18 protein-coding genes and 2 tRNA genes are annotated in these 22796 nt (G+C 67.8%); 7 read left to right on the top strand and 13 right to left on the bottom strand.

Annotated features, from left to right (window positions below):
- The first annotated feature begins 46 nt into the window (after window positions 1-46).
- Together G578_RS29915 and G578_RS0117380 are read left to right on the top strand one after the other, a co-directional pair.
- On the top strand, window positions 47-1207 hold the full coding sequence (locus tag G578_RS29915; RefSeq protein ID WP_028795333.1) for a hypothetical protein: 1161 nt from the start codon (window positions 47-49) through the stop codon (window positions 1205-1207).
- A 1-nt stretch (window position 1208) separates the two neighbouring features.
- Window positions 1209-2432 carry an AlbA family DNA-binding domain-containing protein gene (locus G578_RS0117380; protein WP_038015155.1) on the top strand — a complete coding sequence of 408 codons (1224 nt, stop codon included), beginning with the start codon at window positions 1209-1211 and terminating at the stop codon, window positions 2430-2432.
- 587 nt (window positions 2433-3019) lie between these two features.
- Here G578_RS0117380 and G578_RS0117375 read toward each other — a convergent pair.
- Window positions 3020-3095, bottom strand: a tRNA-Phe gene (locus G578_RS0117375).
- Between the two features lie 105 nt (window positions 3096-3200).
- Between G578_RS0117375 and G578_RS0117370 the strand changes: the two genes are divergently transcribed.
- A complete protein-coding gene (locus G578_RS0117370; RefSeq protein WP_169400877.1) occupies window positions 3201-4445 on the top strand; it encodes a 2OG-Fe(II) oxygenase family protein in 1245 nt (414 codons plus the stop codon).
- A 92-nt stretch (window positions 4446-4537) separates the two neighbouring features.
- A complete protein-coding gene (locus G578_RS0117365) occupies window positions 4538-6412 on the top strand; it encodes a methyltransferase domain-containing protein (RefSeq protein ID WP_028795330.1) in 1875 nt (624 codons plus the stop codon).
- A 69-nt stretch (window positions 6413-6481) separates the two neighbouring features.
- On the opposite strand, the gene G578_RS0117360 is transcribed toward G578_RS0117365, so the two are convergent.
- Genes G578_RS0117360 through infA form a run of 4 tightly spaced genes read right to left on the bottom strand, consistent with a single transcriptional unit; the run spans window position 6482 to window position 8851 of the window.
- Complete coding sequence (locus tag G578_RS0117360; RefSeq protein WP_028795329.1) at window positions 6482-6700, bottom strand: DNA gyrase inhibitor YacG; 219 nt, start codon at window positions 6698-6700, stop codon at window positions 6482-6484.
- Window positions 6701-6712: 12 nt separating this feature from the next.
- A complete protein-coding gene (locus G578_RS0117355; RefSeq protein ID WP_028795328.1) occupies window positions 6713-7981 on the bottom strand; it encodes a ribonuclease E/G in 1269 nt (422 codons plus the stop codon).
- Complete coding sequence (locus G578_RS0117350; protein ID WP_028795327.1) at window positions 7978-8610, bottom strand: Maf family protein; 633 nt, start codon at window positions 8608-8610, stop codon at window positions 7978-7980. The genes G578_RS0117355 and G578_RS0117350 overlap by 4 nt, the downstream gene beginning before the upstream one ends.
- A gap of 22 nt (window positions 8611-8632) precedes the next feature.
- Window positions 8633-8851, bottom strand: a complete 219-nt coding sequence (gene infA, locus G578_RS0117345; protein ID WP_028795326.1) for a translation initiation factor IF-1 — start codon at window positions 8849-8851, stop codon at window positions 8633-8635.
- Between the two features lie 127 nt (window positions 8852-8978).
- Here infA and G578_RS0117340 point away from each other — a divergent pair, with 127 nt between their 5' ends.
- Window positions 8979-9317, top strand: a complete 339-nt coding sequence (locus G578_RS0117340) for a DUF4326 domain-containing protein (RefSeq protein ID WP_028795325.1) — start codon at window positions 8979-8981, stop codon at window positions 9315-9317.
- Window positions 9318-9384: 67 nt separating this feature from the next.
- Here the strand turns inward: G578_RS0117340 and G578_RS0117335 are convergent, their stop codons facing one another.
- From G578_RS0117335 to G578_RS26830, 7 genes are all read right to left on the bottom strand, one after another.
- Window positions 9385-9852, bottom strand: a complete 468-nt coding sequence (locus tag G578_RS0117335) for an arsenate-mycothiol transferase ArsC (protein WP_028795324.1) — start codon at window positions 9850-9852, stop codon at window positions 9385-9387.
- A gap of 10 nt (window positions 9853-9862) precedes the next feature.
- Window positions 9863-10375: a UPF0262 family protein gene (locus tag G578_RS0117330; protein ID WP_051244962.1), complete on the bottom strand. Its 513-nt coding sequence runs from the start codon at window positions 10373-10375 to the stop codon at window positions 9863-9865.
- 17 nt (window positions 10376-10392) lie between these two features.
- Window positions 10393-11688, bottom strand: coding sequence for a histidinol dehydrogenase (hisD, locus tag G578_RS0117325; protein ID WP_028795322.1), 1296 nt, complete (start codon window positions 11686-11688; stop codon window positions 10393-10395).
- Window positions 11678-12340 (bottom strand): ATP phosphoribosyltransferase, encoded by a 663-nt coding sequence (gene hisG / locus G578_RS0117320; RefSeq protein ID WP_038015154.1) that lies wholly within the window; start codon window positions 12338-12340, stop codon window positions 11678-11680. Before hisG ends, hisD begins: the two co-directional genes overlap by 11 nt.
- Window positions 12341-12379: 39 nt before the next feature.
- Complete coding sequence (locus G578_RS0117315) at window positions 12380-12892, bottom strand: DUF2948 family protein (protein ID WP_051244961.1); 513 nt, start codon at window positions 12890-12892, stop codon at window positions 12380-12382.
- Between the two features lie 2 nt (window positions 12893-12894).
- On the bottom strand, window positions 12895-14178 hold the full coding sequence (gene murA / locus G578_RS0117310; RefSeq protein ID WP_028795319.1) for a UDP-N-acetylglucosamine 1-carboxyvinyltransferase: 1284 nt from the start codon (window positions 14176-14178) through the stop codon (window positions 12895-12897).
- A gap of 111 nt (window positions 14179-14289) precedes the next feature.
- A complete protein-coding gene (locus tag G578_RS26830) occupies window positions 14290-14526 on the bottom strand; it encodes a hypothetical protein (protein ID WP_038015153.1) in 237 nt (78 codons plus the stop codon).
- 199 nt (window positions 14527-14725) lie between these two features.
- Between G578_RS26830 and G578_RS0117300 the strand changes: the two genes are divergently transcribed.
- Window positions 14726-14800: transfer RNA gene (locus G578_RS0117300), tRNA-Thr, on the top strand.
- A 39-nt stretch (window positions 14801-14839) separates the two neighbouring features.
- Here G578_RS0117300 and G578_RS0117295 read toward each other — a convergent pair.
- Window positions 14840-16921, bottom strand: a complete 2082-nt coding sequence (locus G578_RS0117295; protein WP_156907368.1) for a tetratricopeptide repeat protein — start codon at window positions 16919-16921, stop codon at window positions 14840-14842.
- Between the two features lie 505 nt (window positions 16922-17426).
- Here G578_RS0117295 and G578_RS0117290 point away from each other — a divergent pair.
- On the top strand, window positions 17427-22724 hold the full coding sequence (locus tag G578_RS0117290; RefSeq protein WP_028795317.1) for a DUF4347 domain-containing protein: 5298 nt from the start codon (window positions 17427-17429) through the stop codon (window positions 22722-22724).
- Window positions 22725-22796: the final 72 nt, after the last annotated feature.

Genomic DNA, 22796 nt, shown 5'->3' with positions numbered 1-22796 from the left:
GTTCGTGATATGTTCCGGAAACTCAATTGTCCGATCACCGTCAACCATGCTCGCTAAGCCACAGTACCTTGCACTCGACTCCTCCCACCTGGGTGATTGGATCAAGGATCGCACCTCCGATCGGGCTGTAGATCGAGCGAGGGCACGGTCTTTTACCGAGTGGCTGGAGCGTAGTGGGTTCGTCCTCCTTTTCTGCTTTCACCACTTCGAAGAGCTCGTAAGCCACGAAAACGACGACGTTGCTGCTCAGCGGATCAGGTTCATTGGCCGCCTGCCGTTCCTGGCCTGGATTGGCCGCGCCGACGGCAGCCTCGGCCTCGGGGCGATAACAGACATCCTCGCAGCCGAAGCGGCAGCCGCCATGACTGACGTCGAGATATGCGCCGCCCAGGTCCGTGACATCGCGTTTAGCCGTCTTGTCCAGGTCGGCTCGGGTGAGGATGCTATCGGGCCTGATCCGGAAGGCTGGATGGCCCTTCGGCCGCTGTTCCAAGCCAGAAACGAGAGATCGCGTGCGTTTATCGCGGTGACGCAATCAAGAGTCATCGAGTTTGACGATCTCACGATTGACGATGTGCTCGGCAGCAAACTCCGACAAGGAGCGCAACTCAACCGCCGGCTCGAGGCCATAAACGATCGGTTGGCACACGACATTGCCACACGAGGCGACCCCAGAATCTCCGCCCCGGACGCGGTCGCTAGCGAGTTCATGCGCAGCGTTGTTCAGATGGGGCATCCAGCGCCGCAGGATGCGGTCGACCTGCTCTTAAGAACTCTGTACGCTCAGGGAGTGACGCTGGAGGACATCAATCCGACATCGAAGGTAAGAGACCTCGTGAATCTCGGGATGTTCCGTTCGCAGCTGCGAGTGGTGGCCGAGGACACGGGGTTTTCATACCCTGCACTGGCCGCCCGGGTGCGGATCGATCAAATTCCCACGTGGGTTATCCGCAACGCGCTGCGTCAGTACCGGCACGATCAACCCCGCCGCATGGGCAGCGAGTACAACGACTCGATCCTGGCCTGCCTCGGCGCCTATGCGGACGTCACAATCGTCGACAAACGTACCCTCGAGAATCTTCGCCGGGCATCGCGACGAGTATCTGTTCTCTCAAAGCTCTTGCGCCGCATCGAGAAGGTTGCCAGGTACACCGATATACCTGCATTGCTGCGCGGTACTTCTCCGCTCGCCGCCACAAGATTCTGAAATGGCATTGCTTCACCTTCCCCTCAGCACGATCGACGAGGCTCAGCTCGACCGTCTAATCAAGGCGAAGGCGGCCGAAGCCCGGGACATCGAGTACAAGCGTGACACCTATGGCGGATCGGACGCCGACCACGCTGAGTGGCTTGCCGACATCTCCTCCTTCGCGAACACAGTTGGCGGCGACTTGCTCATCGGTATGGTCGCCAGCAAAGGCGTACCGACGGTGCTCTCACCGATCACAGTCGCCCCCGACGATGAGATCCTGAGGCTTGAACAGATCGCACGTTCCGGACTTCAACCACGCATACCGAATCTCCAATTCAAAGCGGTCCCGGTTGCCGGCGGCGGGCACGTGCTCCTCATCCGCATTCCTCGGAGCTTCAACCCGCCTCACCGAGTTATCAGACAAGGAAAGGGACACAACCGCTTCTGGGCGCGTTCGTCCGCCGGAAAGTACGAGCCCAACGTGGATGAGCTTCGGACGCTCTTCACGCTGGCACCGCAGCTCGCGGATCGCATCCGAGACTTCCGTTTCGATCGTGTCGCACAGATCGTAGCGGGGAACGCGCCCGTCCAGCTCCTCGACCGCACGTGCTTAATCATGCACGTGGTTCCGTTTGCCGCCCTCGACCCCAGATCCCTCATTTCCCTCGAACAAATCGAGAGAGATCCAAGTGCGTATCCGCCGTTCGGGAGATCGGCGGCGAACAACTGGCGCATCAACTTTGACGGGATCCTGCTCCTCTCGAACAATGATGCGAGCGCCAGCGCTCAGAGAGCCTACGTCCAAGTATTCCGATCTGGAATCGTTGAGGCGGTAGCATCAAGAGTGGCCAGTGGTGAACGCACAAACGGTGCTCCCTCGTTTCTGCAATCTATCAAGATTGAAGGAATGCTGCTCACGAACGGCATGCGCTACCTGAAATCGCTACAGATCCAGGGGGTCGAGCCACCGTATGTCGTTCTTATCAGCCTTGTGGGTGTCAAGGGCAACGCCATCAAGGCGGGCATCAGTGTCGATTGGAGCGACGGTGATGATGTCTCAGTTCTCGATCGGGACCAGTTGCACTTCACAGAAGTCATCCTTGAGACCGTACCACAGAGCGTCCAGGAACTCGGTGCAATGGTACGACCACTCATCGAGCAGATTGCCAACGCCTCAGGTCAAGCTCGCTCGTCGTCCTTCGGACCAAACGGCGAGTACCTACACCATTTCGCGCCATGAGACTTTAACGGCGCAACGGGATCCGCCGGGTAGGGCCATGGCCATGCCAGCATCGATCTGCACACACGGAACTCGATGATCCCATGCATCTTCGTTCACTTGCTACTTTCGGCTCATGGTGTGGCAGACATCCCACATCTTGAAGAAAGGCAACATCGAACCACCGGTACGATGTTGCTTGAGGGGTATATATGGAGGCATCGTTTATTAAGAAAATACTAATATACAAGTTATATCAATTCGTTATGTGTGGCCTGTGAATCCGCCCCTGACACTAGAGCAGATCGTACGGTGACGGGATCACTTCGTGATCGCGTATCGCGCTGACGTCGGCGGGCGGTACCGGCTCTTCGTGCTCGAAGCCAATCGTGGCACCGAATTGGGCCGTTCTGGAACCAGCAACCGCAGCTTCTCTCCGCGCCTCGTCATCCGTCGACACACGAGCCGATCCGAGTTGACCGTTAGAAGCTTCGGGCAACCACCGTGTGTCCATCGCTGCACATAGCGACACGCCTACACGCACTGCGTTTCCGGTGCCAAAACGGTGCCAGGAGTTTTTGGGATTGTATCTAAGTGCTTGAAAAGAATGGTGCCCAGGGGCGGATTTGAACCACCGACACGCGGATTTTCAATCCGCTGCTCTACCAACTGAGCTACCTGGGCGTCGCCGAAGCGCGACGGCGTATATAGCCGCCGTGATCCACCCTGTCCAGCACGTCTGAGCGGGAAATTTCACCTCGGCCCGCGACCCGGCGTGCGGGCGTTGAAGTGACGGGGTCCGGCCCGTACATTGCCGGGACCATGCAGATCGCCGATGCCCTCCGCCTCGCCATCCGTCACTTCAACGCCGGTCAGGCGTCCGAAGGGGCCGCCCTGTGCGACGCCATCCTGAACGTCCAGCCGGACAACCCCGTGGCCAACTGCCTGCTGGCCCGCGCCCGCATGCGCGCCGGCACCGCCGGCGAGGCGCGGCTGCTTGTCGACCGGGCAAAACGAGCCGCCCCGGACTATCCGCCCGCCCTGGAGCTGGACGCCCGTCTGCTCGACGAATTCGAGGAGGCCGACCGGGAGGTTGTGGCCGACGCCTATCGGCGGGCGCTGGCGGTCAGCCCGGCTACCTCCGCCCTGTGGTTCGCGTATGGCAATCTGCGCCAGGGCGCCTTCGGCGACGCCGCCGGCTCGATCGTGCCCTATGCCCGCGCCCTGGCCGCCCGGCCGGGCGAGATCCCGGTGGCGATGAATTTGGCCACGGCCCGGCTCAAGCTGGACCAGGCCGAGGCGGCCCTGGCGCTGTGCGAGGAAACCCTGGCCAGCCGGCCGACCCATATCCGCGCGCTCGCCCTGAAGACCACCGCGTTGTTCGACCTCGGCCGGCCGGAGCCCGCCGACGCCCTGACCGGATTCGGCACCCTGACCCGGCCGATGATGCTGCCGGTCCCCCAGGGCTACGACAGCCTGGAGGCGTTCAACGCCGATTTCGCCGAGGCCATCCGCACCCACCCGCGGCGGCGCGACGACTACGACCCGAACAAGCGGGCGATCCGCGGCGGCTCCATCGTCACCGACCTGCTGAACCACGACCACCCGGCGATTCGAGCCTTCCACGCCGCCCTGGATGCCGCCATCGCCGCCTATGGCGACGCATTGCCGGCGCTGCCCGGCCATCCCCATATCGACGGACGGCCGGGCGGATATGCCCTGGATGTCTGGGGCAACATCCTGCGGGCGGAGGGCCATCAGGACGGCCATATCCATAATCTCGGCTGGCTGTCCGGCGTCTATTACGTGGAGATGCCGGAGGTGTTGGGCGAAGACGACGCCGCCCACGAGGGCTGGATCGAGTTCAACCATCCGGGCTACGGCATTCCCGACCGGGGCACGGCGACTGTCCACCGGGTCTGTCCGACGCCCGGGATGATCGTGCTGTTCCCGTCCTATGTGTGGCACCGCACGGTGCCGTTCGAGGGGGCCGGCGAGCGGATCTCCGTCGCTTTCGATCTGCATCCGCGATGAAGCTGCCAGGAAAGCCCCCGGGGACATTGCCGGCGAGACCGACCGCGAAGCCGCCGTCCGGGCGCGCCGCCCCGGTGGTGGGTGATGCCGCAGTGGCGGGCGCCCTGCAGAATGCCGGCATGCTGTTCCGTGCCCGCCGGTACCTGGAGGCGGCCGACGCCTATCGCGCGGTGATCCGCCTCTATCCGAAGCTCCCGGACGTGCACAACAACCTGGGCGTCGCGCTGAAATCCGCCGGGCAGGTGGCGGAGGCCATTCCCTGCTTCCGCCGGGCGGTGCGCCTGAAACCGGACTATCTGTCGGCCCATGCCAACCTCGCCGCCGCGCTGGAGGCGACCGGCGATCTGCGGGGCGGGCTGGAGCATCGGATCGACGCCTGGCGGCTCGAGCCGGACGCCTATGAACCGCGCGAGGCGCTGGTCCGCGCCCTGCGCCGCTGCCCCTATAACAAGGCGCATCCCGGCGCGCGCGCGGCCCTGGCGGCGCTCCAGGCCAATCCCGATGTGGACCAGCAGGCGCTGTCCGATCCGGCGATCCGCCTCTGGGCCAGCCATCCGGCCATCCGGCGCGAGATGGAGACCGCCCGGCGCGGCTTTCCGGAGAAGCCGGCCGGAGCAGGGTTCAAGCCGATCACCACCTTCCTGGCCGACGAGCTGATCGTCTCGGCGCTGTCCTGGTCGATCGTCGCCCATCCGGGGATGGAGGCCTGGCTGACCCGCAGCCGGGCGTGGCTGCTCGACCATGCGGTCTCCGGCAATCTCGGCCGGGTCGATGCGGACTGGCTGGCGGCCATCGCCCTGCAGGCGCGGGCGGCGGAATGGGTCTGGTTCGAGACCGAGGAGGAGCGCGACCTGCTGATCCACCTCGCCGACCTGCACGGACGCGGCGTGGAGACCCCCCACCGGGCCCTGATCCGCGCCATGTACATGCCGCTGGAGACCGATCCGGAGATCGACGTGCTGTATCGCGAGGCCGGGGCGATGCAGGCTGGCGACACGGCGCCGCGCGCCCTGCTGCTGCGCCGCTCGCTGATCCACCCCCGCGAGGAATGGCGACTGGGGGAGGAGGTCAACGCCGCAGAGGTTACCGACGCGGTCTCCCGCGCGGTGCAGAGCCAGTACGAGGACAATCCCTATCCGCGCTGGCTCAGCCTCTCGCGCCGGCCGCGGACGACCATCGGCCGGCATCTGGGGCAGGTGCTCGCCCTGCAGCAGCCGGTGCGGACCGAGGAGACGCTGCCGCGGATCCTCGTCGCCGGCTGCGGGACCGGCCGCCACGCGCTGCAGACCGCCCTGCGCTACGAGAATGCCGAGGTGCTGGCCGTGGACCTGTCGCGCGCCTCGCTCGCCTATGCGCGGCGGATGGCGCGCGAACTGCGGGTACGCAACATCCGCTTCGCCCAGGCCGATATCCTCGACATGGACTCCATCCCCGACCGGTTCGACCTGATCGAGAGCTCCGGCGTGCTGCATCATCTGGACGAACCGATGCGCGGCTGGCGGGTGCTGCGCCGGCTGCTGGCGCCGCGCGGGCTGATGCGGCTGGCTTTCTACAGCCGCCGCGCCCGGATGCCGCTCGATGAGATCCGTCGCGACCTGCCGGATCGCGGCGACATGATGAAGCGGGTGCGCGCGGCCCGCCGTCGGACCTATGGATTGGCGGACGGGCATCCCGGACGGGCGCTGCTACGCTCGGCCGATTTCTACGCCGCCTCGGGCGTGCGGGACGCGCTGCTGCACACCTGCGAGCATACGGTCGATCCGCTGTGGATCCGCGACGCTCTGGAGGAGCTGGGGTTGCATTTCCTCGGCTTCGAGCTGCCCGACCCGGCGATCCTGACGGAATACCGGCGGCGCAACCCGGACGACCCGGGCGGCCTCGACCTGGAGGCCTGGGACGTGCTGGAGGCCGACCACCCGGACCTGTTCCTCGGCATGTACCAGTTCTGGGTGCAGGCGGACGGGTAGGGCGTTTCTCCCAGGCGGCCTTCCGGCGCGAGGCCGGGAAGAGCGAATGAGAGCTGAAGAAACGCCGCCCTATTCCTCGCCGCGCTCCAGGCGGGCGACCAGGGCGTCTATTTCGGTCTCGTCCGGCACGTCCTCGCTGGGGATGCGGTAGGTTTCGCCGAGCCAGCGGCCGAGATCGACCTGCTTGCAGCGCGGCGAGCAGAACGGCCGGACCGTCGCCTCGCTCGGCTTGCCGCAGATCGGGCACTTCAGTTTGCGCGCCTTGCCAATCGGGTGGATCTCGCCCATCGCTCCTCTCTGCTATCCGTTGCCGTCGATCCGGCTGTCTTCCGGGCCGAGCGTCGGGTCCGCCGCCACCGTGAGCGCGCCGAGCCGCCGTCGCTCCGCGGCCACGATAAACGCGCCGGGTCCTTCCAGCCAACCGGCGACATCTTCCGGCACGCTGAGGCGCGGCCGGGCGATGCCGCCGACCTCCCGCGCCAGGCGGGCCAGCGCCGTCCAGGCCCGCGCGCGCGCCGAGCGCCGCCGTTCCCCCAACGGCGAGAGCATGTCTTCCGACAGCGGTCGCCGGGGCGACTCGCGCAGGCATTCCAGCATGCCGCCCGGCGTCCAGCCGAGAATCTGCCAGGGGGCCGGGTCCGAAGCCGTCGCCTCGGCCAGGGCGGCGGCGACCCGGGCCCGGTCCGCGCGCCCCCGCATGCGCGGCGGGTCGATCAGCAGGGTGCCCCGCAGCCCGCGCAGCCGGGCGACCGCCGCCGCGCCGACGGCCGCCTGGACATTGGCCCGCACCAGCGCCTCGCCTCGCGGTGAGCGGGCCAGGTTCACGTCGATCAGCGTCGCGGTCTCCGCCTCCTCGACCACCAGAGCGATGCCGTCGGCCACCGCCACGCTGCGGGCGAGCGCGCGGTCCAGCGCCTCCTCGCCGCCGGCGGCGCGGAAGGCGGCGCCGTCGCGGTCGACCACGATCTCCGCGCCGGGCAGGTGGGCGGCCGCGCGATCGGCGAGGTCCGGCGGCGGCAGCAGCCAGCAGGGCGGGGTTTCCAGGGTGGCCTTGTCCGTGATCACTTGCCAGAGACCGGCGAGGCGGGCGGCCTCTGCGGCCAGGTCCTCCAAATGCCGGTCGGCCCCCGCGCTGCGGACCATCGCCCCGATGCCGTCGGGCAGCGCGGGTGCGACGGCGGTACGGATCGCCGCCCGCCGCGCCTTGCCCGTCACCGTAGCGGCGATGCCGAGTTCCGGCTGGAACGGGGTGAGTACCACGCCGTCGCCGGCGAGCTCCACCCGCCGACGCAGGACGGCACGTTTGCCGCCCGACCCGTCGCCTGTGACCTGGACGATCAGCTTCTCGCCGTCATTGGCTCTGCCGTCGCGCAGATATCCCGAACCGGTCGGCAGGTCGGCGACGGAGGCGCCGCCCGCCGTGCGGGCGGTCACCAGGGCGACGCCGCCGATCAGGCTCGGGGCGTCGTCGCCCTCGACCCAGATCTCGACGATCTCGCCGCCCTGCAGGAAGAGAACCCGGGTGACGCCGGGGGTGGCGTGGAGGATCGCGCGGCCGGCGGGGCTCACACCGGCGCCCCGTCCGGGCTCCGGACATGGGTGAAGCCGAGGCCGCTCAGCAGCGTGTAGGTCTCCGCCAGGGCCAGGCCGACCACGTTGGAATAGGAGCCGTTGAGAAAGTCCACATAGGCGGCCGCCAGCCCCTGCACGGCATAGCCGCCCGCCTTGCCCGACCAGTCGCCGGACGCCAGATAGGCGGCCGTCTCCGCCTCCGACAGCCGCTTGAAGCCGACACGGGTTTCCACCACCCGCTCATGCGGGCGGCCCCGGGGGTCGATCAGGCAGATCCCGCCCAGCACCCGGTGGCGCCGGCCGGACAGGAGGTCGAGGCAGCGGCGCGCCTCGGCCGCGCTCTCCGCCTTGGGCAGGATGCGGCGTCCGCAGGCGACCACAGTGTCGGCCGCCAGCACGAAGCATCCCGGATGGCGCGGGGCGACGGCCTCGGCCTTGGCCCGGGCCATGCGTGCCGCATAGGGGCGGGGCTTCTCGGCGGGGTAGGAGGTCTCGTCCGCCTCGGCCGGGTCCACCCGGTCGGGCACGAGCCCGATCTGCGCCAGCAGCGCGCTGCGGCGGGGGGAAGCGGATGCGAGGATGAACGGGGCGCCCTGGGGCGGGCGCAAGACCAGCGGGGCGGTCATCGTACGGACCAGCCCTGAACGGTTACTTGAACCGGAAAGTGATCCGACCCTTGCTGAGGTCGTACGGGGTCATCTCGACATTGACCCGGTCGCCGGCCAGCACGCGGATGCGGTTCTTGCGCATCTTGCCGCTGGTGTGGGCGAGAACTTCGTGGTCGTTATCCAGCTTCACGCGGAACATCGCGTTCGGCAGCAGTTCGGCAACAGTGCCGGAAAACTCGATCATGTCTTCTTTTGCCATTATCGCTCCTTGTCGCGGTTTTGAGCGTGCCTTAAGTGCGGGTGCCGGGGTCAAAGGTCAAGTTGTTTTCCCGAACGTCACCGGTCACCATCGCGCGTGAAACCGTCGAGATCAACGGGCCGGACAAATGCCTGAACGCCTTCGCCTGAGCCGCCGGGCTGGATGGCGCCTGCCGCCGGATGCGCGCAGCGTCGCGCGGCCGCATGTCTTTGGTAACCCGTTCACCCCGGAATGGTTCCGGCAGGCCGGTGGCACCGGCGACTGGCGGCCGCCCGTGGTTGCCGCCTTCCGAGCCTGGCTGGCCGGCACCGACCACCGGGATGTCGCCCCGGACAGGCGCGCGGAGATCCTGGCCCGCCTGGACGATCTGCGCGGCCTGCGTCTGGCCTGCTGGTGCCCACTGGACGGACCGTGCCACGCGGATGTGCTGCTGGAGTTCGCCAACCAGGGGGACAGGACCGAATAACCTTCCGTCGTCCTGGACTTGATCCAGGACCATGACCCGAACGGTTGAGGCATGATCCTGACGTGCGTCAGGATGACGGTTGGGGTGAGTCGAGATACCCAAACCGCGCCTTGATCCGCTCCACCAGGCTGTCGCGCACCGCGCGGTAGGCGTCGAGCCGGGTGTCGCGGTTGCCCTCGATCACGGTGACGTCGAGGGTCGGCCAGTATTCGATATCGCAGGCCATGGTCCGGGTCAGTTCGATCGCCCGGTGCTGGGCTTCCGGCGAGAGCGAGACGATGACGTCGAAGAACCCATCCTCCAGCATGTCGAAGCTCTTCGGCCGGTGGCGTCCCATGTCGATGCCGATCTCGTTCATCACCTCGATCACGAACGGGTCGAGATCCCCGCGACCCACGCCGCAGGAATCCACATAGATCCGGGTCCCGGCCATGGCCTTCAGGATGCCCTCGGCCATCGGCGAGCGCACCGCGTTCATGCTGCAGGCGAAGAGCACGGCGCTCGGCTGCTGGATGGTCGCGAAGGGATCGGTCACCGCCACCGGCTCATCCCCGGATATGCAGGACGCAGAGCAGCGTGAACAGCCGCCGGGCGGTGGGATGGTCGAGCGCGATGCGGCCTTCCAGCCGGTCGCGCAGCATCTGCGAGCCCTCGTTGTGCAGGCCGCGGCGGCCCATGTCGATCGCCTCGATCTGCGACGGCGACAGCCGCTTGATCGCCTCGTAGTAGCTCTCGCAGATCTGGAAGTAGTCCTTCACGACCCGGCGGAACGGGGCCAGGTGCAGCTGGACCCGGGTCATCGGGGTGTCGCCGGTGTCGCGGATGTCGAAGATCAGCCGGTTCTCCTCGACGGAGAGCCGCAGGTGGTACGGGCCGGCCCCGGCCTCGTGCGGGCGGAAGCGGTTGTCCTCCAGCAGGTCGTAGACGGCGATCGCGCGCTCCTGCTCGACCTCGGCGCTGCGGCGGACCACCGTGCGCTCGTCGAGGGAGATGTGCACAATCCGCGCGTCATCGCCGGTGGGATCCAGCGGCGCGGTGTCGGAGCCGTCACCCGACATGCGCCCTCCTTAGCTGTTCAGCGCCGGTTCAGTCGAACCGCGATCGAACGCGCATGCGCGTCCAGGCCTTCCGTCTCCGCCAGTCTAATCGCTGCCGGCCCCACCGCGCCAAGCCCATCGGCATCGGCCGCGACGGTGGTGGTTCGCTTCATGAAGTCGATCACGCCGAGACCCGACGAGAACCGGGCCGTGCGCGCGGTCGGCAGCACATGGTTCGGGCCGGCGACATAGTCGCCCACCGCCTCCGGCGTGAACCGGCCGAGGAAGATCGCGCCGGCATGGCGGATCCGGTTCGACAGGGCGTCCGGATCCTCGACCGCCAGCTCCAGATGCTCCGGCGCCAGCCGGTCCACCAGAGTCGGCACCTCCTCCATCGAACCGACGACGATCACCGCGCCATGGGCGCGCCAGCTCTCCGCGGCGATCTCGGCGCGGGGCAGAGTGGCGAGGTGGTCCTCGACCGAAGCCACCACCGCGTCGGCGAAATCGGCATCGTCGGTGATCAGGATCGCCTGGGCCGCGGTGTCGTGCTCGGCCTGGCTGAGCAGGTCGATGGCGATCCAGGACGGGTCGTTCTGCGCGTCGGCCACGACCAGGATCTCCGACGGGCCGGCGATGCTGTCGATGCCGACCTTGCCGAAGACATGGCGCTTGGCGGCGGCCACATAGGCATTGCCGGGACCGACGATCTTGTCGACCTTGGCGATGCTCTCGGTGCCGTAGGCGAGCGCGGCCACGGCCTGGGCTCCGCCGATCCGCCAGATCTCGGTGATGCCGGCGATGCGGGCGGCGGCGAGCACCAGATCGTTCACCACCCCGTCGGGCGTCGGCACCACCATCACCCGGCGCGACACGCCGGCGACCTTGGCCGGCAGGGCGTTCATCAGCACCGAGGACGGATAGGCGGCGGTCCCGCCGGGCACGTACAGGCCGACCGCGTCGATCGACGTCCACCGCAGGCCGAGGCGCAGGCCGGCCGGGTCGTTGATCTCGAAATCGGTGGGAAGTTGGCGGGCGTGGAAGCTCTCGATCCGCTCGGCGGCGAGTTCCAGGGCGGCCCGGGTCTCCGGATCGATCCGGGCGACGGCGGCCTCGATCTCCGCCGCACCGATCGCCAGCCCGGTCTCGGCCGGATCGAACCGGTCGAAGCGGCGGGTATAGCCGATCAGCGCGGAATCCCCGCCCTCGATGACGGCGGCGATGATCGCGGCGACGACGTCGCCGACCTCGGATTCGGTCTCCCGCTTGGAATTGACCAGATCCTCGAACGCCGCCGCGAAACCGGCCTCGCCGGTCGCCAGCCTACGCGGCACGGGCAGCCTCCCGGAACCGGGAGATCAGGTCGTTCACCGGCCCGGGCCGGGTCTTCAGCGCCGTGCGGTTCACCGCCAGACGGGCGCTGACATCGGCGATCCGGTCGATCTCCACCAGGCCGTTGGCCTTCAGGGTCGAGCCGGTCTGCACCAGGTCGACGATGCGGCGGCACAGGCCCAGATTCGGGGCGAGCTCCAGGGCGCCGTTCAGCTTGATGCACTCGGCCTGGACCCCGCGTCGGGCGAAGTAGCGGCGGGTGACATTCGGATACTTGGTCGCCACGCGCAGGTGCGACCAGCGCTGCGGGTCCTCGTTGGCCGCCAGATCCGCCGGGGCGGCGACCGCGAGATGGCAGTGGCCGACATCCAGGTTCACCGGGGCGTAAATCTCCGGATGGTCGAACTCCATCAGCACGTCCGAGCCCGACACCGCGAGATGGGCGGCGCCGAAGGCCAGGAAGGTCGCGGTGTCGAAGCTGCGCACCCGGATGATGTCGAGATTCGGATCGGAGGTGGCGAACTGGAGCTGACGCGCGTCCTCGTCGAAGAACGCGTCCTCCGGTTCGACCCCGGCCCGCGCCATCAGCGGTGCGATCGCCTTCAGGATCCGGCCCTTGGGCACGGCCAATACAAGCTTGTCATTCGCGTTCACGAGGTGTCGTCCCGTAGAAAACCTTGGCGCCACCGGCACTTAGTCGGCCTTGGGCGCTCCGTCCTTGTCGTCACCATCGTCATGGGACGGGCGGAACACCGTGGGCCAGGGAGTGCCGAGGTCCTCCACGTGACAGGACAGGCTGTCCACGTCAAGCCGGATGGTCGCGTCGCCGGCGAAGACCAGGTCCACGGTTCCGTCGGCATAGGCCAGCGACAGCAGGTTCAGCATCTGCCCCGGATCGCGCCGGTCGATGCCCCGGGTGCGGACATTGCGCACCCCTTCGAAGCGAATCCCGGTATGCACCCGTTCGAACGGCGTGTCCTGGCCTTCGGCGACGGTGCCGTCCGGCGCGATCTCCCAGCGGAAACGGCCGGCGACGAGGACGAAGCGGTGCTCCGCGGCCTCGTAGCTCATCTCGGAGACGGGGACGATGGCGTCCTGCAGATAGGCCGCGACCACGGTCAGGTCCTCGAGGTCCTCGGCCCGCACGCGCAGCGGCCGGTCCCGCCCCTTGTCCCCGAATGGCGTGAGTGCAGGGCGACGGGCCATGGCTATTCCTCCGCCGCGGCCCGTTCGGACGCTACCCGGCCGACATCGGCGCCGCAGGCGGACAGCTTGCCGACCAGGTCCTGGTAGCCGCGGTCCAGGTGATAGATGCGGTTGATCACCGTCTCGCCCTCGGCGGCGAGGCCGGCCAGGACGAGCGAGACCGAGGCGCGCAGATCGGTCGCCATCACCTGTGCGCCCTTCAGCGTCTCGACGCCGCGGACCATGGCCGAGGCGTGATGCACGGTGATGTTGGCGCCCATGCGCGACAGCTCCGGCACGTGCATGAAGCGGTTCTCGAAGATCGTCTCGGTGATCATCGAGGCGCCCTGGGAGACGGTCATCAGCGACATGAACTGGGCCTGCAGGTCGGTCGGGAAGCCGGGATACGGCTCGGTCATCATGTCGACGCCCAGCACCCTGTCCTCGCCGCGGGCGACGCGGATGCCGCCCTCGACCGTCTCCAGGGTGACGCCGGCCCGGCGCAGGGTCTCGGCCGCCGCGTCGATCAGCACCAGGTCGGTATCGGTCAGGACCACGTCGCCGCCGGCGATGGCGACGGCCATGGCATAGGTGCCGGTCTCGATCCGGTCGGCGACCACCTTGTGCTCGGCACCGCCGAGCTCCGGCTTGCCCTGGATGTGGATCGTGTCGGTGCCCGCCCCCTCGATCTCCGCGCCCATAGCGGTGAGCAGCTTGGCGAGGTCGCTGATCTCCGGCTCGCGGGCGGCGTTGATCAGCACGCTCTCGCCCTCGGCCAGGGCGGCGGCCATCATCAGGTTCTCGGTGGCGCCGACGGACACGAACGGGAAGGTGACCCGCCCGCCGCGCAGCCGGCCGCCCGGGGCCTTGGCCTCGATATAGCCGGCCTCGATGTTCACCTCGGCGCCGAGATCGGTCAGGCCCTTCAGGTGCAGGTCGACCGGCCGGTTGCCGATGGCGCAGCCGCCGGGCAGCGAGACCTGGGCCTGGCCGAAGCGCGCGACCAGCGGACCGAGCACCAGGACCGAGGCCCGCATCTTGCGCACCAGATCGTAGGGGGCGACCGTGCTGTCGATCCGGGCGGCATCCATGGCCATGTCGCCGCCGTCGCGGTCGATCCGCACCCCGTGCTGGCGCAGCAGGCTGGTCATCGACGCGATGTCGGCCAGATCCGGGACATTGGTCAGCTTGACCGGCTTGCCGGACAGCAGGCTGGCCGCCATCAGCGGCAGGGCAGCGTTCTTGGCACCGCTGATGGGGATGGTCCCGCGAAGCGGGCGTCCGCCACGCACTCGAATCTGGTCCATGGATCACACAACATGTTGTTTGGTCGGTTCTAACCGACGGGGGCGGGAGGGCTCAAGCGCGACGCCTTGTGGATGCACCCCCATTCGGGCGAAACCGTGGCATTCCGCCGATTATTCCTGCTTGTCCGCGTCTTTCGCCGGGGCTTCCGCGTCGGTCCGGGCGCGCGATTGCGCCTTCCTTCGGCGCAGATTCGCGCGCAGGGCCTGTTCCAGGCGGGCGGTGCGCGCGTCCTTTCCGGCTCCGGGGCCTTCTGCGGGACCGGTGCCGGTCCGGTTTCCCGTGCCCGTCCCGGGACGGCCTGTGCCGGTGGGTTTCGCCGCGCCGGCGCGCTGCCTGTCCTCGGCCATTCTTGTCTCTCCGCCCGTCTGCGGGGCATGTGGGGATCGTCCAAGGCGCCGCCACCGCGGCCGGCGCCGTCTCGCCCCTTCCTATCATGCCGGGCGACGACGGGGCGATAACGCACTTGCACCCCGCAAGTGTCTCTGGCATGTATGCGCGCCTCGCGGGTCGGCGGTCCGAGCCATCGCCCTTCACCCGCCGCAGGATGCTGCCGTAGCTCAGGGGTAGAGCACTCCCTTGGTAAGGGAGAGGCCGAGAGTTCAAATCTCTCCGGCAGCACCATTCATCTCACATGTTTCGCCTGTATCCGACGAGGGCCGCTTAAGGGGCTCCTTGAGCGATCCAGGATGCGAGGTCGGCTGCGACCCGGGCCATGACGGGCGACCAGTCGTCGTCGGTCTCCTGCCGATAGACGATCGTCCGCGGATACCAGAGCGAGTCCGACCGGCCGAGTCCCCAGCGCCAATCGGGCCGGGTCGGCACCAGGGTCCAGCACGGCTTCGCCAGCGCCCCGGCAAAGTGAACCGTGTTGTTGGCCGGACAGACCACCAGATCCATCGCCGCAACCAGGGCCGCCAGGCCGTCGAGATCCTGCACCGGATCCACCCCGTGGCTGCCGTCGATCGGCAGTCCGGCGTCGGCCCCGAACGCCGCGATATCCTCCGGACCCGCGCCGTATTGCAGCGACACCACGGCGGCCCCGGGCACGGCCAGGACGTCACGCCAGAGGGCCGGCGCGATGGTCCGGCGGCCGCCGGTCCTCGGGGCGATCGACCGCCAGGTGATCCCGACCAGCCGCTTGCCGGGATGCCGGACCTGCAGGCTCGACCGCAGGGCGGCGGCCCGGTCGGCATCGGGGACGATCCAGGCCTCCGGGACCGCCTCGCCGCCGCAGAACAGGTGCAGACGATCCGGCAGGTCGCCCAGGGCCAAGTGCAGGTCGGCGCCGTGGTGATCCTCCGTCCGGCCGGTCGGCGGGCCGACATCGGGCACCGCCGCGTCGGGCAAGCTGCGTCGCACGATCGGGCGCAGCCGTTCTTCGGTCAGGATCGTCAGGCGGGCGCCGAGCCGGCGCAGGTGCGGCGCCAGGGTCAGGAACTGGACCTCGTCGCCGATCCCCTGCTCGCCCCACAACAGCAGGTGCCGTCCGGCGATGGCCTCGCCGTTCCATTCGGGGATGTCGAAGAACCGGCGCAGCGCGGCGCCCTCCGACGTGTCCAGGCGACGGGTATGCGCGCGCCAGCCTTCCCGGAACCGCTCGAGGGCCAGCAGGGCCAGAGCGGTGTTGAGATGCGCCCGGGCATGGGTGTCGCTCACCAGGGTCGCGTAGGTGCCGTAGGTCACCGCCCCCTGCGGATCGCCGGCGCGGCCGAGCTCGACGCCGATGTTGTACCAGGCATCCGGATCGTCCGGCCGGACCACCGCGCCGCGATGCAGCCAGTTCAGGACGCCGGCGCGGCCCTCATTCTTCGTCGCGAGCAGGGCCATCCGGCTGTACGGCTGTGGCGAGACCGGGTCGAGGGCCATGGCGCGCCGGGCCCAATCCTCGGCCTCAAGCAACCCGGCGAGCTCGCAACACGCGGCGATGTCTGTCGGATCGGTCAGCAGGGCACGTTTGTAGGGACGGATCGCATCGGACTCGCGGCCCAGCTTCTGCAGCGTGCGTGCGCGGTTCGACCAGGCGGCCGCGAGGCGCGGATCGCCGCGGCTGGCGGCCGCGAACCACGCGTCGGCCGTGGCCCAGTCTGCCCTGACGAAGGCCAGGAGCCCCAGGTTGTTCTGCACGTTGCCGCTGCCGGGCAGGAGGCACAGCGTGCGGCGATACAGCCGTTCGGCCTCCCCGGGGCGCTTGAGATCGCGCAGCGCGTTGCCGAGGCTGAACAACGCGGCGGACGCGGTCGGGTGAGCGGCGAGCACGCGGCGGAACCCGTCGAGCGCCGCCGAGAGATCGCCGCGCGCGGCCAGTTCCGCACCGATCTCCCGGTTTGCCGTCTCATCGAGCGGCGACACCGTCACCGCCCATTTGAGCAGGGCGATCCGGGTGGTCTCGGATGCAAGCCGGGACAGGCCGATGACACTGTCCCCTTGCTCCGGCGCCAGGATGATCGACCGGCGGTGGCAGGCCATCGCGGCGGGCCGCCTGCCCAAATGGTGGGCGACGCCGCCGAGATTGCCCCAGGCCGTTGCCGCGTCGGGTTTCGCGCGGATCGACCGCTGGAGCAGCTCCGTCGCCTCGTCCGCCCGGCCTTCTTCGAAACTGAGCATCCCCAGCAGATTGAGCGCGTCGGCGTAATGCTGGTCGTCCGGCGGAATGCGCCGGTACAGCCGGGCCGCACGGCCGGGAAATCCGGCGCGCTGGCATTGGATGCCTTCCTGGAGCATGCGTAGCGACGCCTGGCTCACGGCCGATGCTCCAGGGTGTAGATGAACCGATCAACCATGCACATGCCGGGAAGCCTACGACGGACGGACAACCCAAGTCGCGGCCGAGGCAATGGCCGGACCCGGGAAAAACGCGAATGCAACTTAACCATCGCGTCGGTCGTCCTTGGAAGCGTCGTGCTGTCCCATTGTGCACGTGAACATTGAACCGAAGGGCGGGGCGCGTCCCGCGTCAGGATCCGCCAAAGGCACCGGCAACCCCTGATTGGATCGTGTTCGGTACGAATACCCCTTCGGATTAGTGGGAATTTTGACGTTGTAAACATAAAATTAACTCAGTGCGTTAAGCACCTTTTAAGCGCTTGCCTGTATAATTGCAGTCAAGTTAAAAGAAATTTAACGCTGATTTTACCTAAAAGCGCTTGGCCGATTCTAGTGGTCCCGGCCGAGGTGATCAGCAGGTGATGGACGCGGAAGTCGAACCTGACGCTCTCGGAGTGGTCAGTCCGTTAAGAAGGAACGAACCATGTTGAAGACGTCTCCTAACCGGCGGTCTATCGTTGGCGCGCAAGGCGTTGCCGAGATCCTGTTCGTTGACCAGGATGTCGATAACGTCTCCACGCTGTTCGCCGGGCTTCGGTCGGATGTAGAGGTCGTTCGACTCCCCCGGAACGGCGATCCGATCGCGACGATCGCGCTGACCCTGTCGGGGCGCCGCGAGGTTCCGGCCCTTCACATTCTTTCGCACGGCGTCCCAGGCGCGCTGGCCCTGTCCGGACAGCGGATCGACGCCGCGGCGCTGGCCGCGCGTCCCGCACTCATGGCCGCGATCCGAGACGCGCTGTCCGACGACGCCGAGATCGTGCTGTACGGCTGTTCGGTGGCGCAGGGAGCGCTCGGCGCTGACTTCGTCGCCGCGCTGACGGCCCTGACCGACCGGTCGGTGGCGGCCTCCGAGGGTCCGGTCGGCGCAGCCCATCTGGGCGGCGGCTGGCACATCCCCGCACGCGGCGCTCTCGCTTTCGGTACCAAGGCGCAAGACGCCTACCCGGGGCTCTTGGCCGTAGCGACATTCGGCATCGTCAGCACGATCAACACCGTCAGCACCCTGACCTCGAATGAGTCCGGCACGAGCATCTCCGTCACCAAGAGCGACGGAACGCCCATGGCCGGCGTAAGCTCCGGCTTCCTCGATGCGGGCGTCATCGGCAACACGGTCAGCTATACGCTCACCTTCGACAGCGCGGTGAACATCACCCAGTTTCAGATCGGGGAGTTCACGAACAATACCGCCAGCGGCAATTACGTCTTTACCCCGAATACCGGAACCGCGGTCATCCTCGCCGACGACAGCGGATCCATCGTCGGGGCGATCGCCACCCTCACCCCCGCCGACTGGACCGGCATCACCAGCTTCACCGTGTCATATACCGGCGCCGTCGACTGGCGGGTCGGCCTCGACAACATCAGGTTCACGCCCGCCTCGGTGAGTGTCACCACCACCGCTGCCGGCTTCAACACCACCACAGGCGCCAACCTGACCCCTGGTGACGCCCTTGTCGGGACCAACGACACCCTGACCATCGCCGATGCCAGCCACATCACCAGCACCTCGGTGGCGAATGGCGGCGCCGGCACAGACACGATCGTGCTGGCCAATGGCAGCGACCTGACCACCGCCGGCTTTACGCTGACCAATTTCGAGACGCTGACCCTGGCGGCCAACGCCACCGTCACGATGTCGGAAGCGCAGCACGACGCCTTCACCACGATCAACGGCAATACCGGCACCGAGGTCATCACGCTGACGACCGTCGACGGCGACGGCCAGGTCCTCGCCGACGCCGACATCGAGAGCTATGTCCTGAACGGGGCCTACACGCTCACGCTGCAGGCCGCCGGGCAGAACGTGACCGGCAGCGCCGGCGCCAACCAGACGGTGCAGTCGGGTGCGGCGGTCGACACCTTGAGCGGCACCCTGGACGGCGGTGCTGGCGGGTCAGACACCCTGATCCTGGACACCGGAGACAACATCGCCGGCGCCACCGTCAGCAACTTCGAAAACCTGACCCTGGAGACCGGTGCGTCGGTCACCATGACGGTGGCCCAGCACGACGCGTTCACCGGCACGGTGACGGCGGCCGGCACGGAGAGCGTCACCCTCTCGGCGACCGGCGGCGACACCGTCACCACCGGTAAGGCCGCGGTCGAGAGCTACACGCTCGGCGCCGGCGGGATCAGCTTCACGCTGGGTGCGGCCGGCCAGAACCTCGCCGGCAGCAGCGGGGCCGACACGGTCGATGTCGGGACCCTCACCGCGACCGGCACGCTGAACGGGCAAGGCGACACCGACACCCTGTCGATCGGCGACGGCGGCAGCATCGCCGGCGCCGCGGTCAGCAACTTCGAGAACCTGACCCTGGCCAGCGGCGCTACGGCCACCATGGCGGCGTCGCAGCTGGCGCAATTCGCCGGCACGATCACGGCGGCCGGAAGCGAGACCCTCAACGTCACCGGCGACGGCGCCTTCTCCACGCTGGCGAATATCGAGACCGTCTCGGTCGGCGACGACAGCACGAACGCCCGGACCGTCACGATCGGCCAGGCCGGAACCAGCGTCAGCGCGACCTCGACGACCGACGCGGTCAATTTCAGCCTCGGCGGCGTGACCTATACCGGCACCCTGACCGGCGAGGCGACCACCGGCGATACTCTGACGCTCGCCGACACCGCCAACATCGCCGGCGGCACGATCAGCGCGATCGGCACCCTGGATGTCGCCAGCGGCGCCACGGTCACCATGACCGAGGCCCAGCACGATGCCTTCACGGCCATCACCGGCACCGGCACCAACAAGATCATCATCACCACGGCGACCGACGGCCTGACCGCAGACGCGGACATCGAGCATTACCAGCTCAGTGCGGCCAACAGCCTGACGATGAGCGCGGCCGGCCAGACGGTCAGCGGTTCCACCGGCGACGACACCATCAGTGTCGGCAGCCTGACCGCGACCGGGACGATCGACGGCCAGGGCGGCACCGACACGCTGACCATCGCGGCGGGCGGCAACATCTCCGGCGCCACGATCTCGAACTTCGAGAACCTGACCCTGACCGGTACCGGCGACGTTACCATGACGGCGGCCCAGCGGGCGGCCTTCACCGGTACGCTGACGGCACCGGGGACCGCCAATCTGGCGGTCACCGGCTCGGCCGGAAACCAGCTGGTGGTCGGCGGCGCCGGGTCCGACACGCTTAACGGTGGCGCTGGCACCGACACGATGAGCGGCGGTGCCGGGGTCGACAACCTCACCGGTGGCTCGGAAACCGACACCTTCCGCGGCAGCGCTGCCGAGCTGGCGGGCGACACGATCACCGATCTTACCGTCGGCGAGAGCATTGTCGTGACCGGTGCCGACCTGACGGCACTGAACGGCCAGTCGGCGGCGGCGACCATCGCGACCGGATCGGGGAACCTGAACCTGACCGGCATCACCGGTGCCAGCGGAGTCTTCTCGGCGGTTCTCGCGGGTGGAAACACGACCATCACGCTGACGGCGCCGCCGGTCTCCTTCACCCTGACCGCCGGAGCCGACAACCCGACGCTGGACACCGGCAACGATGTTCTGACCGCCAACGCGACCAATGTTCTGAACGCCGGCGATACCATCGACGGTCTTGCCGGGACCGACGCCCTGAACATCTCGGCGGCGCAGACGGTCACGCTCAACGCGACGACCCTGACCAATGTCGAAACCGTCAACATCACCGCCGGCGCGCAATCGATCACGACCCATGACGGGACGGTGGCGTCCGGCCAGACCCTGACGGTCAACGGCTCGACCAACACGTCCGCCATCAACTGGGACGGGTCGGCCGAGACCGACGGCACCTTCTCCATGACCGGCGGTAGCGCCAACGACACCCTCATCTCCGGGAGCGGTGCCGATAGTCTCAAGGGCGGCGCCGGTGATGATGTCCTGCGGGCCGGCAACGGCAGCGACGTCTTGTCCGGCGGTGCCGGCAACGACACGCTGTCGGGCGGGGCCGGCGCGGATCTGATCTATGGCAATGCCGGTACCGATACTCTGCTGGGCGACGCCGGTAACGACACGCTCTACGGCGGCGACGGTGCCGACGTGATCAGCGGCGGGAGCGGGCAAGACACTCTTGTCGGCGGTGCCGGTAACGACACGTTCACCGGCAGTGCTTCGGATTTCAACACCGACACGATCTCCGACTTTGCGGTCGGCGACAGCATCGTCGTCACGGGCAAGGATCTGTCGGCGCTGAATGGCACGGCCGCCAGCGGCACGATCGACATCAGCGGCAGTGTCGCGACCACGCTCACCGGCATCACCTCGGGCAGCGGGACGTTCAGCGCGACCTTCGCCGGCGGCAACACGACGATCACCCTGGTTGCACCGCCGACCGGTGGTGATGGCGGCGACAGTGGCGGCGGCGGGTCGTCCGGCGGGTCCTCCGGCGGTGGAACCGTGGTCGTGACCGACAGCACGCCGACGAACACGACCGGCGGCGACCGCACGATCACCAATAACGGATCCACGGCCGGCACGGCGCCGATTGTTCAGAACACCGGGAACAACAGCAACGTCGTCACCGCGACCCTGCCGGCGTCGGTCTCCATCACCTCTTCGGGCCCGGCGACCGCGACCATCGGCACCTCGTCCGTGGAGACCCTGAACGCCGCGATTGCGGGGCGGAACTCTGCCTCCACCCAGCAGTTGACGACCGGCGCCGACACGTTCCTCCGGAGGTTGTCGACAACGACCACATTGGATGTTCGCACGATCATTCCGACGACGACCTCGAGTTCGCTGAGCAGCCCGATCGTCATCACCGGCAGCACGTCGTCGGACGGCTCGGTCCAGTCGGAGGCGTTCGTGGTCGACATGCGCTCGCTGCCGACGGGAAGCACGTTGCAGCTCGACAACATCGAGTTCGCCTCGATCATGGGCTCGTCCACGGTTACCGGCGGCAACGGCGACAACTTCGTCACCGGCGACGAGAACAGCCAGTTCATCTCGCTCGGCGTCGGCGACGACACCCTGTACGGCGGTGCCGGGGCGGACACGATCGGCTCCGGCAGCGGCAAGGACATCCTGTACGGCAACCAGGAGAATGACCTTGTGTTCGGCGGTACCGAGGAGGACACGCTCTATGGCGGCGCCAACGAGGATGTCGTCTACGGCAATCAGCAGAGCGACGTGATCTACGGCAACATGGGCTACGACACGCTCTTTGGCGGTCAGGACGCCGACACGCTGTATGGCGGTCAGCATCAGGACGTGCTCTACGGGAACGCCGATGCCGATGTGCTCTACGGCAATAACGGCCTGGATACGCTGTACGGCGGTGCCGGTGACGACTTCTTGTACGGCGAGAACGGCGCCGACATCCTGGTCGGCGGAGCCGGCAACGACGTCCTGAAGGGCGGCCTGTCGAGCGACGACGGATCCCATGACGGTTCGTTCGACGTGCTGTCGGGCGGTGCCGGCGACGACTCGCTCTACGGCGGGCTGGGGATCGACTGGATCTACACCGGGGCCGGTGCCGACCGGATCTATATCGAGGCGATGAACGGCTTCGATGTTGTCGCCGATTTCGACGTGTCGGCCGGCGACCAGCTGATGATCCAGGCCAATCTCAACGGCCAGGCGATCAGCACCCCTGCCGATGTCATCGCCCGGGCGACGGACGATGTGGACGGCAATGCCGAGATCGATCTCGGCGGCAACTATGTCCGCCTGATCGGCATCCACAGTTCTGAACTGAACGAGAGCTATTTCGGCTTCTACTGACCCGGGCCTGACGGCCTGACGTGCCGCCCCTTATCCCTGGGGCGGCACGTTCCGTTTCCAAGCTACGCCGGA

The organism is Thalassobaculum salexigens DSM 19539 (genome assembly GCF_000423805.1).
GTDB classification, from domain to species: Bacteria; Pseudomonadota; Alphaproteobacteria; order Thalassobaculales; family Thalassobaculaceae; genus Thalassobaculum; species Thalassobaculum litoreum.
The sequence above is the reverse complement of the archived record's forward strand: the minus strand, read 5'-3'. Positions and strand labels throughout refer to the sequence as shown.